Genomic DNA, 12,419 nt, shown 5'->3' with positions numbered 1-12,419 from the left:
TTTTGGCGTTGCTCGGTATCGGACGATTGCCACCGCCTCACCTTCATGACAAGCGCTGCCGGGGCACCGCCGCCAAGCGACAGCATGCCAAGGGAGCTCGGCGGTCGGCAGAACCGGTGCTGGCCGACGGCCCGACTGTCATGCAACTGTCACCGAACGCGTTGACAGGTGGCTGCCCCACCCAGCTCGAAAGACCTCAATGGATTACTTCCGCCGCTTCACCTTCCTGTTCGCCGCGCCCGTCTTCGAGACCGACGACCTCGCCGGTGTCCGCTTCAACCAGATCATCGAGGAGATCCAGCGCTCGGGCTTCGAGGTCGTCCGCGCCCGCAAGCTGGAGGACGCCGAGATCGCGGTGCAGACGGATGCGGCGATCGGCTGCATGGTGGTGGACTGGGGCAAGAAGGGGCTGGAGGGCAAGACGGCGTCGCTGATCAACCTGATGCGCCGCCGTGGCCTGGACTTCCCGATCATTCTCCTGATTCGTCGCAAGCGCTTCGAGGACCTGCCGGTCGAGGTGCTCGACTTCATCGACGGCTATGTCTTCCTGTCCGAGGAGACGCCGGCCTTCATCGCGAAGAACCTGATCAGCCGGCTCAAGCAATATGCCGAGACCTTGAAGACGCCGTTCTTCGGCACGCTGGTCGACTATGCCGAGGAAGGCAACCAGCTCTGGACCTGTCCCGGGCACAATGGCGGCGTGTTCTACAGCCGCAGCCCGATCGGCCGGATCTTCGTCGAGCATCTCGGCGAAGCGGTGTTTCGCGACGACCTCGACAATTCCGTGCTCGATCTCGGCGACCTCCTCACCCATGAAGGGCCGGCGCTGCGGGCGCAGAAGGAGGCGGCGCAGATCTTCGGCGCCGAGAAGACCTATTTCGTGCTGAACGGCACCTCGACTTCCAACAAGGTCGTGCTGGGGTCACTCGTGACCGACGGCGATCTCGTGCTGTTCGACCGCAACAACCACAAGGCCGCCCACCACGGTGCCCTGCTGATCTCCGGCGGCGTTCCGATCTATGTCTCCACGGTCCGCAATGCCTGGGGACTGATCGGCCCGATGCGCTGGGACCTCCTCGACGAGGAGCATCTGCGGCAGCAGATCCGCAACAATCCGCTGGTCAAGGACACCGACGCTTGGCGAAAGGAGCGGCCGTTCCGTGTCGCTGTCGTCGAGCAGTGCACCTATGACGGCACGATCCACAGCGCCGAGATGATCCTCAAGCGCATCGGCCACCTCTGCGACTACATCATGTTCGACGAGGCCTGGGCGGGCTTCATGAAGTTCCACCCGCTCTACGCCGGCCGCTTCGCCATGGGTCTTGGGACGGGCTTGTCCGAGCTCGGCCCCGACGCCCCCGGCATCATCGCGACGCAATCGACCCACAAGCAGCTCGCGAGCTTCTCCCAGGCCTCGCAGATCCACATCAAGGATCGCCACATCAAGGGCCAGCGCCGCCGGGTCGAGCATCGCCGGTTCAACGAAAGCTTCATGCAGCACGCCTCGACCTCGCCGTTCTATCCGCTGTTCGCCTCACTCGATGTCGGCGCGCAGATGATGAAGGGCCGCTCCGGCGAGGTGCTGTGGGACGATACGATCCGGCTCGGCATCGAATTACGCAAGAAGATCCGGGCGATGCGCCGGGAGTTCGACGAGAAGGAGAAGGATCCGGCGCGGCGCTGGTTCTTCGAGCCGTTCGTGCCGGACCGGGTGTCGATCCCCGATGCCGCCAGCCCCGGCGGCCGCCATGACGTCGCCTGGGAGGCGATCTCGACCGACCAGCTCGCCACCGACGCCTCGCTCTGGCAGCTCGCGCCGGGCGAAGCCTGGCACGGCTTTCCGGATCTCGCGCCCGGCTTCGCGATGACCGACCCGAACAAGCTGACCCTGCTGACGCCCGGCTTCGACCGTGCCACCGGCGGCTATGCCGAGCATGGCATCCCGGCGCCGGTCGTCGCGCAATATCTGCGTGAGAACCGCATCGTCGCCGAGAAGAACGACCTCAACTCGCTGCTCTTCCTGCTGACGCCGGGTGTCGAGGCCAGCAAGGCCGGCACCTTGATCAGCGGGCTCGTTGCCTTCAAGCGGCTGCACGACGACAACGTGCTGCTGGAGGACGCCATCCCCGAGTTCACCCGCCGCCGCTTCGGCCGCTACGGCAAGGTGCGGCTGCGCGACCTCTGCGGCGAGATGCACCGGTTCTACCGCGAGGCCGAGGTCAGCGCGCTGCAGGCCAAGCAGTTCCAGCCGCAGCATCTGCCCGAGATCGCGATGTCGCCGCGCGAGGCGGCCCGCGCGCTGATGCGCAACGAGGTCGATTACCTCCCCATCGACCAGATCGCCGGGCGCATCGCCACGACGCCGTTCGTGGTCTATCCGCCCGGCATCGCGACCATCGTGCCGGGCGAACGGCTGTCCGAGCGTGCCAAGCCGATGATCGATTACCTCAAGATGTTCGAGCGCGCCTTCAACACGTTCCCGGGCTTCGACGTGGAGATTCAGGGACTGTATAAGGAGGTCGACGAGTCCGGCCGGATCCGGCTCTATACCTATGTCTGCACAGAGTAATTCGTCCCATGGACACCACGGTCACGGCGATCGAGACTGAACCGCAAGTCCTCGTCCGTCCCTCGCGGGACGAGGACGTCGAGGCGATGCTTGCGATCTACCGTCGACACGTCCGCCGCGGGGTCGAGGACAGCGCGGCCGGCACCGGTGCGCCGGAGCCGGATGATCTCAAGCAGCGACGCAAGAATCTGCGCAACCACCGCCTGCCGCATCTCGTCGCGACCTATCGCGGCGAGGTCGTCGGCTATGCCTATGTGGTCCAGTTCCGGAAGCGGCCGGCCTACCGCTTCGCGGTCAAGCACTCCATCTACGTCCATCACGAGCATCTCGGCCGCGGCGTCGGCCGGCTGTTGATGCAGGCGCTGATCGATGCCTCGGCCGCCGCCGGCTATCGGCAGATGATCGGCTATATCGATGCCGACAACACCGCTTCGCTCGGGATCCACGAGCGCTTCGGCTTCATCAGGGTCGGCCTGCTGCCCGGCGTCGCCTACCGCTACGGCCGCTGGTCCGACACCGTGATGGTTCAGCGCTCCCTGGGTCCGGGCACGTCCGAGGCGCCGGCCCTGCTCGGACGCTGAGCCCTCGATCAGGACGGGAAATCCGCCGCCTTCACCTGCATGCGGTCGGCGTGCAGCGACCAGTCGCGCAAATTCTGTGTCTTGCAGAATTCCTGCTTGGCGATCTCTGCCGCCTCGCCTTCGCTCTCGGCCTCAACCTCCAGCGTGCTCTGGCAGATTTCGCACTGGCGGCCGTTCTCGCCCAGCACGTCTTTCATGAAATGGATGACATAGCGCGACATGCAACCTCCCTGCCTGTTGAAGCAGTGCTCGAAGCTGATGTTACCGCGCCTCGCGGTCCGCTGTTGACCGATATCAGGCGGCCGACGCAAATATTTGATGCAGCTGGCGGAACCGGCGCTCAGGCGCCGGCGGCAGGCAGGCTCGCGGCGGCGATGGCGACGAACCTGGAGACCGCGCGCCGCACGCGGCCAGGAGTCGATCTCAGGATGGCATTCAACCGGCGCATCGGACCATTTTCCCTTCGGCGCCGAGCGAAAGATCAGACTTAAGCTCATGGCGCTTCATGAAAAATGATCGGCCACCTGCCGGCTGTCGAGACGGCGGCGAAAATAGCAATGGCTGCTTCGCCGCGGCCGCTCTGGAGAGAAGATTCCTTGCTGCACCGCGGCCTGCGACGTATGAAATCTTCTCCTCGTCTTACGCCTCTCCCTTCTACTCCGGCATCACTCCGAACACCTCGCGGAACCGGGCGCTGTAGCGCGGCCAGGCCTCGGGGTTGATCAGCCGCTCTGGCCGGCCGCCGTCGAGCGCGGCGAGCAGCTGCTCGGCAGCGATGCGGCCCATGTTCTGCCGGGCCTCGCGAGTCACGCCGGCCGTATGCGGGCTCGCCAGGACGTTGTCGAGCTGCAGCAGCGGATGCTCCGGCGGCGGCGGCTCCTTGGACCAGACGTCGAGCCCGGCGCCCGCGATGCGCTGCTCGGTCAACGCCGCCAGCAGCGCATCCTCGTCATGGATGAAACCGCGGGCGGTGGTGACGAAATAGGCGCTCGGCTGCATCAGCGCGAACTCGCGTGCGCCGATCATGCCCCGGCTCTCCCGGGTCAGCGGGCAGTTGATCGAGACGAAGTCGGAGCGCCGCATCAGGTCATCAAGCTCCACCTTCTCCGCGCCGCGCGCGGCGATCTCCTCGGCCGAGAGATAAGGATCATAGGCCAGCGCCGTCATGCCCAGCAGACCGCGGCACAGCTCGGCCACCCTTCGACCGACATTGCCGAGCCCGACGATGCCGACCGTGCGGCCCTGCACCTCGTTGCCGATCAGATCGTTGCGGTTGACGTTGGGCTCACGGCGCAGCCGGCGGTCGGACTGGATGATGCGCTTCGACAGGGTCAGCATCATCCCCAGCGTGTGCTCGGCGACCGAGTGCGCATTGCCGCCGGACTGGTTGACGACCAGGACGCCGGCTCTCGTGCAGGCCTCGACATCGACCGGATCGTAGCCCGCGCCGTTGCTCGAGACGATCAGCAGGCCCGGCGCACGACGCAAGAGATCAGCGTCGACATGGAAGCGCGGCGCCAGCTCGTCGCGGGCCGCACCGATCTGGTAGGCATGGGCCGCCGCGAGGATCTGTGCCGTGTCAGCCTCGGCACTCTCGTTCTCCAGCCGGTCGAGCCGGACGTCGGGCCGCGCCGCCAGCAGCTCGCTGAAGATCGGGTGGGCGAGATATTTGACATAGAACACGCGCTTGGAATTCGCGGCCATGAACAGGCGACCTCCTGGTTTCTTGCTTCTTGCCGGACACGAAAGGCGGAATGCCAAACCGGCCGGCATGTTGACAATCGATCCGGCGGCGTCAAGCTCGGCCCCCCACGCCGCCAGCCAAGAGCGGGAGGAACCATGTCCACTGACGCCGAGGCGGCGCGATCCCCATCCGCGCCGAGCTGGCCCGACATCATCCTGCGCACCTTCAAGCGCAACGAGGTCACGCTCGTCCCCTACGTACCCGACCGTGTGCTGACGCCCCTGATCCAAGGCCTCCGCGACGACCCGTTCTTCACCACCTTCGCCACCGCGCGCGAGGAGGAAGCCGTGGGCATTCTCGCCGGCGCCTGGATGGGCGGGCGGCGCGGCGCGCTGCTGATGCAGACCTCCGGCTTTGCGACCCTGCCGAATGTGCTCGCCTCGCTGGTCGTGCCCTGCCAGATCCCGCTGATCATGATCGTCTCCGAGCGCGGCACGCTCGGCGAGTTCAATCTCGGCCAGTCGCTGGTGTGCCGGACGATGCGGCCGGTGCTCGACGCCCTGGCGATGGAGCATCACACCATGACCCGCCTCGACGAACTCGAATTCACCGTCGACCGCTCGATCAAGCAGGCGTTGGCGACACAGGCGCCGGTGGCGCTGATCCTCTCGCCCCTGCTCACCGGCGGAAAGGTGTTCGCATGAGTGCGGCCATCCCCAACACCAAGGTCATGAACCGCCATGATCTCACCTGTCGCCTGGTCGCCAAGCTGACGCACGAGGAGGCCGTGATCGGCGGCATCGGCAACACCAATTTCGACCTGTGGGCGGCCGGCCCGCGGCCGCAGAATTTCTACATGCTCGGCAGCATGGGGCTGGCCTGTCCCATCGCGCTCGGCGTCGCGCTGGCGCAACCGCAACGGCGGGTGTTCGCGCTCGAAGGCGACGGCTCGCTGCTGATGCAGCTCGGCTGCCTGACCACGATCGCGACGCTGGCGCCGGACAATCTGGTCATCATCGTGGTGGACAATGGCATCTACCAGATCACCGGCAGCCAACCGACACCGGCCCAGCGGGCCGACATCGTGGCCATTGCCGCGGGCTGCGGCATCGCGTCCTGCCATTGGGCCGCGGACGAGGCAGATTTCGAACGTCTGGTCGATCTCTCACGCGACACGCCCGGCCCGATGCTGATTGCGGCGAAAATCGACGACAGACCGGGCGTCGGCGCCACCCGGCGTGATCCGGTGCAGATCCGCGAGCGCTTCATGCAGGGCCTGGGAGTGAGGCAGCCGCTATGACGACGCGCCGGCGTGCCCATACCCGCCTCAGGCCAGGAAACGCCATCGCGGAGCCCGGTTTGGCTGCGTTAACAATCCGCTGTTTGCTGCTTGCGTCGTTAACTACACCACGGTCTCAACCCGGTGTGAGCGGGGCTGATGGCCCAGAACATGCTAAGCATTGGGGATGAAAATCGCATTTCGTGTCTCGGCCTGGCTGCTCGCCGCAGCCGTTGCCTTCGCGACCCTCGGTCCCCCGAAGTTTCGGCCGCATTCCCATCTCGGGCAGGATGGCGAGCATGCTCTCGCCTTCATCCTGGTCGGACTTGCGTTCGGTCTCGCCTATCGCAGTCATCGGCTGCTGACGGCCGGGATCGCAGTCATCCTGATCGGAGCACTCGAGCTCGCCCAGTTCCTGGCGCCCGGACGACACGCGCGTCTGGAGGATTTCATTGTCGACGCCGCGGCCGCCTGCATCGGCTTCGGTCTCGCTGCGGCCATCGACTGGCTCATTCGGCAGCTTCGCCCGCAGGCGGCATGAAAAGAGGCCCCGCCGCGGCTGCAGCGAGGCCCCTGTTCGTGAGAGCGTCAGATCACTCGATGATCTTGATGACGCGGCGGGTGCGCGGATCGACGATCACGCGGCGATCATTCACCACGGCATAACGGTACTCGGTGTAGCGCGGCACCGGGCGCAGCTCCACCGTGTCCGGCAGCGGCTCGCCGACGACGACGCGCTCACGCACCACCACCGACGGCGCACGCTCGGCATCGATCGAGGTGATCACCGCGTTCGGAATCTCCACGGCCGCACCAACGGCCGCACCGACAGTGCCACCAACCATGGCGCCGACCGGACCGGCGACGGCGCCGCCGGCCGCTGCGCCATTGGCGGCGCCTTCGACGGTGGTCGATTGGGCGAAGGCAGCGGTCGACGCCAGCAGCGAGGTGGCGATCAGCGAAACGGCAAGACGGGTCCTCATCATTCTCTCCTCCAGTGTGTTCAAGGTGCCCGCTCAACACCGAGAGATCGCCTGTAGTTCCGGTTCCAGATGGCTGAAACTTCATCATGTCAGCGGGAACGAAACGTCGCGGCGGCGACGACAGACAGCGCCGCAGCTCCGCGCCCTCAGGCGGAGAGATGGCTCATTGCTATCCACGCTTCAAACAGCGCACGCGCGTTCGCCGTCTCGCGGCGGATCACGCCCGAGTCCTGCGATCGATGAGGCCCTTCGATGAATCGAGAGGGCGCAGGGAATGCCGGGTGCTGGCCGCAACCCATGGCCCGCCTGCGAACAAGAATGCAGGCGGCAGGTACCACAGGTTCAGCCGGTCATCCGGCATTCCCTGCGCGGCGGTCTTAACGCTTCTTTCGCGCTCTCCCCGGGGACCGGCTGATTGACCCCGTCGTCCGCGCGAGGGCGAAAGCTCTCGACGCGACCTTGACCTCGGCATCGGGAGGCCAGGACCACACGACTTCGCGTCCGTGACGTGTCGTTCGTCCGCACGTGCAAGCACATGCTGCGACACCTCACGGCCACCGCATCCCCGCCTCACGTGTCGTGACGATCGCGCGCAACGTCCCTCTCATCGAGGCGGGATGCGTACATCATGCATGATTTCTGGAAAAAAGAAAGACCTTTGTTGTGAGAGGAACGATCTTTCGACATCGGGTTGATCCGGCTTGCGATTTCAGTTCGCCTGACGCGTGTTGGCGATGCCGGCGTTCGATCTCACGCATGACAAGCGCGACTGATTTGCCCGACGGGCAAGATCACCGTGCCCAGGCCGACATGCAGAGCGCCGGCCGCACTGATGATCTCGCGATCGGCGCCTCGCACGCAGCCACCTTCTCACTCAAGCGACATCGGCTCGCACCTCCGCCCATCGAAACAGTCATTCGCGGCTCTTGTCATTTCAATGAACACGGTCACCGAGACATCCTCTGCACCACCGCAGCGCATTGGCAACAATTAGGATCAACTTTTCGCTTGTCTACAAAGGCGCCAACCACTCCGAACAGAGTGCGAATTGCGCGCGCAGAGTATTTTCGTCAATGCGCATCTTGTCTCCGGCACGACACCACGCAGCCGCTTGACCGGCGAACAATCGAACCATACAATCTGAAGTTGAGTAATTTCACGCGAGTGCTCGAGTGATTTTTGATCGAACACCAACGCGACTAACTTACTTCTCTTATCTCATCAAATTGGCCACTCCTCGAATGGCGGGAGTCTATGTATGTCAGGCCAGTGCGGCTCGAACACTGTTTGGACGGCACCGACTAGCGACGAGGCCCGGTTTGAAAGTTTATTCGAATTGAGCAGCGATTTGGCGTGCCTCATCGACGGCAGCGGCCGATTGGAGCGCGTCAACATGTCCTGGGAAGCGCGCCTTGGATGGACGAAAGCAGATCTCAATCGCAGGCGTTTCATCGACTTCGCGCATCCCGACGATCGCGCCGCGACCGCAGCCGCGCTGTACGACGCGGCCGGAGGCGCCGGGACGAGAGGCTTCGAGAACCGCCTGCGCGGCAAGGATGGGACCGAACTCCGGATGATTTGGAAGCTGGCCACCTCGCCCATGCGACCGGGGATCGGAGCGATCGGGCGTGACGTGACCGGCGAGCGTCGCTTGCAACGTGAACTCATCGAGGCCGCAGATCGGGAGAAGGCGCGGATTGGCCGCGAGTTGCACGACGGCTTGTGTCAGAGCCTGGCCGGCATATGCACTCTCAGCGCGACGCTTGCGCGCAAATTGGCAGGACGCGCCGATCCCGCGGCCGCAGCCGCAGCCGAGCTCACGGCCCTTCTCAAGCAGAGCGTGGGGGACGCACGGAATCTCGGCCGGGGATTGGACTGCGCCGGGTTGACGCCCTCGAGCCTGCCCCTGGCGCTGGAGACCTTGGCGACGAACATCGGTTCGTTACATCCCATCAGCTGCATCCTTCTGCATGACCAGCATCTGCCCAGCCTGGATGCCCAGGTCGCCACGCATCTCTATCGGATCGTTCAGGAGGCCGTCAGCAACGTCGTCGCACACGCCAAAGCCACACGGATCGTCATTCGCTTGCGCCATCGCGAGGGTCGGATCTTGCTGAGCGTCGTGGACAACGGCATCGGCACAGGGCAACGCCGGCTCGAAGCCACCGGCATAGGGTTGCGGAGCATGGAGTATCGCGCTCGCCTGATCGGCGCTTCATTGACGATCGAGCCAGCCTCGCCGCGCGGGACCCGCGTGGAATGTGCGTGGACGGTCGACGCGCGAACGCGAAACGCCGCGCCCGCAACATCGAGCCAACCTCCTAGCGCGACCAGACCGGTCTATCCTCGGCCAGCACCGACATGACTCCAGCCCAATCCGGCGACGGATCCGCGATGAAACGCACGATTGTCGTCGTCGACGACCATCCATTGATGCGGCGTGCCCTGATCGCGCTGATCGAGGGCGAGCCCGACCTCGCGGTTTCGGCTGAAGCCGGCGACGGCAAAGCTGCGCTCCTCGCCCTGGCTCGTCGGCCGCCGAATCTCGCCATCGTGGACCTCATGCTCAAAGGCGGCGCGGACGGCCTCGATTTTGTGAAGGCGATGAAGATCAATCATCCCGGGATTCCCACCCTGGTGCTCTCCATGCATGAAGAGGCTCTTTACGCCGAACGGGCTCTGCGCGCGGGCGCGCACGGGTATGTCAACAAGCAGCAACTCTGCGACGACGTGTTGAAGGCGATCCGTCGCGTCCTGGATGGCCAGATTTATGTCAGCGAAGCGTTCGGAACGACGCTCGCGGCGCGTTTTGTCGGCGACGCCTGCCCCGCCGCGAATTCCTTTGCCGCGCTCAGTGATCGCGAATTGCAGGTTTTTCGACTGATCGGCGTCGGCAGTCGCACCCGTGAGATCGCCACCACCCTGCATCTGAGCCCCAAAACCATCGAGACCTACCGCGAGCACATCAAACAGAAACTCGGCCTCGAGAACGCGTCCGAATTGTTGCGCCATGCGATCCGCTTCGTCGAGAGCGGGGAATGATCGCAGACGACGCGTGCGTTCGACCGTCATGGATGTCCAAACAGACCCCTCCGCCTTTCTGCGGCCAACCGGGCTCCTTGCCTGAGCGCGAGGCGAACCGGACGTGAGATAATGAGCGAACAATCGCTCTGAGCCCAAAGCACCGCACAGCCACGGTGAGCAGGCAGCAGCGGACACGCAAGGCGTCGGCCGCATTCAATTGCGCGCCTCCAACGCCGCGAGAGCGATGACCACCTTGATCAGGCAAGCTGTCTCAGACGAATTCCAAGTCGAGGTCTGCTTGCCTTCCTGCGCGTCGATCTCGCGCAGGCTGTCATCGGGGATCCCCCGACATCGAACACCCAGCTTCTCCTGAACTACTAACAGTCGATCACCGATGTTTTCCCGCATCGCCAAAGATTACCCTCCAGACTGCGACGTTCGAGCCTGACGATCAGGCAGTCGCCGCAGCCACCAACTCATTCGGAGGATTCTTCCATGGTCGATACCTATACGATCTACCTCGTCAACAAATCCGCCGACACGCAGCTCTTCTGGTGTTTTCTGGAGCGTCCCCAGGAGCTCGTCGCCGATCCAGGCGTTTACGCCAATTCCAGCGCATCGCTTGCCATCGCCAGCAATCAGCCCGGGACGCACTTCTTCGCCATCCCCGTCCAGTACAAGGTCGGCGCCGGCGCCAGCAACAATGCCGTCGGGCTGGACGTCGTGGTCACGTCCAACGTGATCAACGACGCATCAATCAAGGACCAGTGGCAGGCGGACTACAAGACCATACCGCCACAGCAGGGGCCCACGATGAAGCTGCTGGGAAATCAAGCGCCCGCGAACTCGATTTCCATCACGTCCGGCGAATTCGACAAGGCTAAGAACGAGAATGGCGGCTGGTTCTCCAACCAGTCGTTCGGAATTCAGACCGGGGCGGGCTTCATCGGGATGAGCTGGTCGCCCAAGCCGCAGCAAAAGCGGACGCTGACGCCCAAGCTCTCCTTCTATATCGCGATCGGCGACTACGGATCGAACACGTTGGCGGATTGGAACACGGTCTCCACCAACTCGATTCAAGTCAACGTGCCCATCGATTTCCAGTATGCAAACGCCACGGTCACATACGACGCGTCGGGCAACTGGTCGAAGACGCCCGGAAAGCCGCCCCAGCTGCTGATTGCCGAGAATCTCGACTGGCTTCGGTCCAACGAACACAACCAGCTGCTTGCCCTCGCCTATCTCAGCGACAGTAATGGGCAGGTCGACTACCTCAAGTCCGTGTCCTGGAATTCGAGCGCTTTCACCGACGCCGAATTCACTTACCTCAGCGGAACCATCACGGTGACAACCGCGCTCACCGCGGCGTTCGCCTTCTTCGTGCTGGCGAATACGACATTCACGATCAACAGCATCGTCGGTGGAACCACCGTGAACTTCACCTACTCCGGATCGCAGAACGCCCAGGTGATCAAGGACATGTTCATCGCCGGCGCTCAGTTGTTTTTTGGCGGACGGAGCGGCCAAGTCTGACACTGGCGGTCTCGGACCTGAAAATGGCGCAGACCTTCCTCATCACCAAGTCGCAGCTGGAGAACGCTAACCCGTTCTTCCAGCCTGCGACGGCGCCGGCCCTCCCACCGCCTGCGACCGCTGTTACACCGACGCGTGTCTGGATTTCGACGGAGAACATCGAAATCGATCTGGTCGCGACATTCTTGCCCGCGCGCCCTGAACCAAACGGCGTTGCCCGGGTCGCGGGCCTGCAAACCGTGACCTCGAACGTCGCAATCGATTTCAGTGCGGTCCTGCCGCTATATTGGATGGCCTCCGTTCTCAAGAACGGCGAGCTCGCGCCCAACACCAGCTACTTTGCTTATTCGAGCGACGACGACACCTTCCGGCTCGTCCTGAATACGGCGATCACCGTCACACACAGCAAGGACGGGTGGTCAATCCCGGCCTACGATTCCCAGCAATATACCGTGAACGTCGGATTTGGCGTCGGCGCGACTTACATCGCATGGGGCTACTCGATTCAATGCACGCCGCAAACGCGCTTAGTGGTGAAAGCCGGCTCATACGAGCTCGTGCGATCGAATGGAACGGAAGTGATTGGCGACCCCGTGCCCACCGGCTCGACGAGTTGGCCGATGCCGATGGGCCATGACTACACTCTGAAGTTCGACTCTCGGGGAAACGGCGTGCTCACTCAAGTTCAAGTCTAGGCGGCGTATCTCCGACCAACGCATTGGACTGCGCCCCACGATCAATGCCTGTCGCTTTTTTGCTGCTCGCC

Annotated in this window: 13 protein-coding genes; 9 read left to right on the top strand and 4 right to left on the bottom strand. The window is 63.9% G+C overall.

The features are described 5' to 3' along the window. The first annotated feature begins 199 nt into the window (after positions 1 to 199). The gene (locus tag NLR35_RS24640; RefSeq protein WP_257169116.1) at positions 200 to 2,569 is read left to right on the top strand and encodes an Orn/Lys/Arg decarboxylase N-terminal domain-containing protein; all 2,370 of its coding nucleotides are present in this window, start codon (positions 200 to 202) and stop codon (positions 2,567 to 2,569) included. Between the two features lie 8 nt (positions 2,570 to 2,577). Then, positions 2,578 to 3,150: a GNAT family N-acetyltransferase gene (locus tag NLR35_RS24635; protein ID WP_257169115.1), complete on the top strand. Its 573-nt coding sequence runs from the start codon at positions 2,578 to 2,580 to the stop codon at positions 3,148 to 3,150. A gap of 8 nt (positions 3,151 to 3,158) precedes the next feature. On the opposite strand, the gene NLR35_RS24630 is transcribed toward NLR35_RS24635, so the two are convergent. Then, a complete protein-coding gene (locus NLR35_RS24630) occupies positions 3,159 to 3,371 on the bottom strand; it encodes a hypothetical protein (protein WP_006610655.1) in 213 nt (70 codons plus the stop codon). Between the two features lie 433 nt (positions 3,372 to 3,804). After that, positions 3,805 to 4,854 carry a hydroxyacid dehydrogenase gene (locus tag NLR35_RS24625; RefSeq protein ID WP_257169114.1) on the bottom strand — a complete coding sequence of 350 codons (1,050 nt, stop codon included), beginning with the start codon at positions 4,852 to 4,854 and terminating at the stop codon, positions 3,805 to 3,807. A gap of 135 nt (positions 4,855 to 4,989) precedes the next feature. Between NLR35_RS24625 and NLR35_RS24620 the strand changes: the two genes are divergently transcribed. The 3 genes from NLR35_RS24620 (at position 4,990) to NLR35_RS24610 (ending at position 6,654) form a co-directional block, all read left to right on the top strand. Beyond that, on the top strand, positions 4,990 to 5,538 hold the full coding sequence (locus NLR35_RS24620) for a thiamine pyrophosphate-binding protein (RefSeq protein ID WP_257169113.1): 549 nt from the start codon (positions 4,990 to 4,992) through the stop codon (positions 5,536 to 5,538). Next, complete coding sequence (locus NLR35_RS24615) at positions 5,535 to 6,134, top strand: thiamine pyrophosphate-dependent enzyme (protein WP_257169112.1); 600 nt, start codon at positions 5,535 to 5,537, stop codon at positions 6,132 to 6,134. Before NLR35_RS24620 ends, NLR35_RS24615 begins: the two co-directional genes overlap by 4 nt. Positions 6,135 to 6,300: 166 nt before the next feature. Then, a complete protein-coding gene (locus NLR35_RS24610; protein ID WP_257169111.1) occupies positions 6,301 to 6,654 on the top strand; it encodes a VanZ family protein in 354 nt (117 codons plus the stop codon). Positions 6,655 to 6,706: 52 nt separating this feature from the next. Here the strand turns inward: NLR35_RS24610 and NLR35_RS24605 are convergent, their stop codons facing one another. Beyond that, positions 6,707 to 7,096 (bottom strand): DUF1236 domain-containing protein, encoded by a 390-nt coding sequence (locus tag NLR35_RS24605; RefSeq protein ID WP_015665892.1) that lies wholly within the window; start codon positions 7,094 to 7,096, stop codon positions 6,707 to 6,709. A 1,258-nt stretch (positions 7,097 to 8,354) separates the two neighbouring features. On the opposite strand from NLR35_RS24605, the gene NLR35_RS24600 reads away from it, so the two are divergent. Continuing rightward, complete coding sequence (locus tag NLR35_RS24600) at positions 8,355 to 9,461, top strand: PAS domain S-box protein (protein WP_257169110.1); 1,107 nt, start codon at positions 8,355 to 8,357, stop codon at positions 9,459 to 9,461. Between the two features lie 29 nt (positions 9,462 to 9,490). Then, positions 9,491 to 10,138 (top strand): response regulator transcription factor, encoded by a 648-nt coding sequence (locus NLR35_RS24595; protein WP_257169109.1) that lies wholly within the window; start codon positions 9,491 to 9,493, stop codon positions 10,136 to 10,138. A 195-nt stretch (positions 10,139 to 10,333) separates the two neighbouring features. Here the strand turns inward: NLR35_RS24595 and NLR35_RS24590 are convergent, their stop codons facing one another. Next, complete coding sequence (locus tag NLR35_RS24590; RefSeq protein ID WP_257169108.1) at positions 10,334 to 10,534, bottom strand: hypothetical protein; 201 nt, start codon at positions 10,532 to 10,534, stop codon at positions 10,334 to 10,336. Positions 10,535 to 10,615: 81 nt separating this feature from the next. Between NLR35_RS24590 and NLR35_RS24585 the strand changes: the two genes are divergently transcribed. Both NLR35_RS24585 and NLR35_RS24580 read left to right on the top strand, forming a co-directional pair. Next, on the top strand, positions 10,616 to 11,653 hold the full coding sequence (locus tag NLR35_RS24585; RefSeq protein ID WP_257169107.1) for a hypothetical protein: 1,038 nt from the start codon (positions 10,616 to 10,618) through the stop codon (positions 11,651 to 11,653). Positions 11,654 to 11,676: 23 nt separating this feature from the next. Continuing rightward, the gene (locus NLR35_RS24580) at positions 11,677 to 12,348 is read left to right on the top strand and encodes a hypothetical protein (protein ID WP_257169106.1); all 672 of its coding nucleotides are present in this window, start codon (positions 11,677 to 11,679) and stop codon (positions 12,346 to 12,348) included. Positions 12,349 to 12,419: the final 71 nt, after the last annotated feature.

The sequence above is a fragment of the Bradyrhizobium sp. SRS-191 genome, assembly GCF_024586915.1.
In the GTDB taxonomy this organism is placed as follows: domain Bacteria; phylum Pseudomonadota; class Alphaproteobacteria; order Rhizobiales; family Xanthobacteraceae; genus Bradyrhizobium.
The sequence above is the reverse complement of the archived record's forward strand: the minus strand, read 5'-3'. Positions and strand labels throughout refer to the sequence as shown.

What these genes read in the sequence shown, in the direction of transcription:
- NLR35_RS24640 (WP_257169116.1), top strand. Translation starts at nt 200, where the DNA reads ATGGATTACTTCCGCCGCTTCACCTTCCTGTTCGCCGCGCCCGTCTTC.
- NLR35_RS24635 (WP_257169115.1), top strand. Translation starts at nt 2,578, where the DNA reads ATGGACACCACGGTCACGGCGATCGAGACTGAACCGCAAGTCCTCGTC.
- NLR35_RS24630 (WP_006610655.1), bottom strand. Translation starts at nt 3,371, where the DNA reads ATGTCGCGCTATGTCATCCATTTCATGAAAGACGTGCTGGGCGAGAAC.
- NLR35_RS24625 (WP_257169114.1), bottom strand. Translation starts at nt 4,854, where the DNA reads ATGGCCGCGAATTCCAAGCGCGTGTTCTATGTCAAATATCTCGCCCAC.
- NLR35_RS24620 (WP_257169113.1), top strand. Translation starts at nt 4,990, where the DNA reads ATGTCCACTGACGCCGAGGCGGCGCGATCCCCATCCGCGCCGAGCTGG.
- NLR35_RS24615 (WP_257169112.1), top strand. Translation starts at nt 5,535, where the DNA reads ATGAGTGCGGCCATCCCCAACACCAAGGTCATGAACCGCCATGATCTC.
- NLR35_RS24610 (WP_257169111.1), top strand. Translation starts at nt 6,301, where the DNA reads ATGAAAATCGCATTTCGTGTCTCGGCCTGGCTGCTCGCCGCAGCCGTT.
- NLR35_RS24605 (WP_015665892.1), bottom strand. Translation starts at nt 7,096, where the DNA reads ATGAGGACCCGTCTTGCCGTTTCGCTGATCGCCACCTCGCTGCTGGCG.
- NLR35_RS24600 (WP_257169110.1), top strand. Translation starts at nt 8,355, where the DNA reads ATGTCAGGCCAGTGCGGCTCGAACACTGTTTGGACGGCACCGACTAGC.
- NLR35_RS24595 (WP_257169109.1), top strand. Translation starts at nt 9,491, where the DNA reads ATGAAACGCACGATTGTCGTCGTCGACGACCATCCATTGATGCGGCGT.
- NLR35_RS24585 (WP_257169107.1), top strand. Translation starts at nt 10,616, where the DNA reads ATGGTCGATACCTATACGATCTACCTCGTCAACAAATCCGCCGACACG.
- NLR35_RS24580 (WP_257169106.1), top strand. Translation starts at nt 11,677, where the DNA reads ATGGCGCAGACCTTCCTCATCACCAAGTCGCAGCTGGAGAACGCTAAC.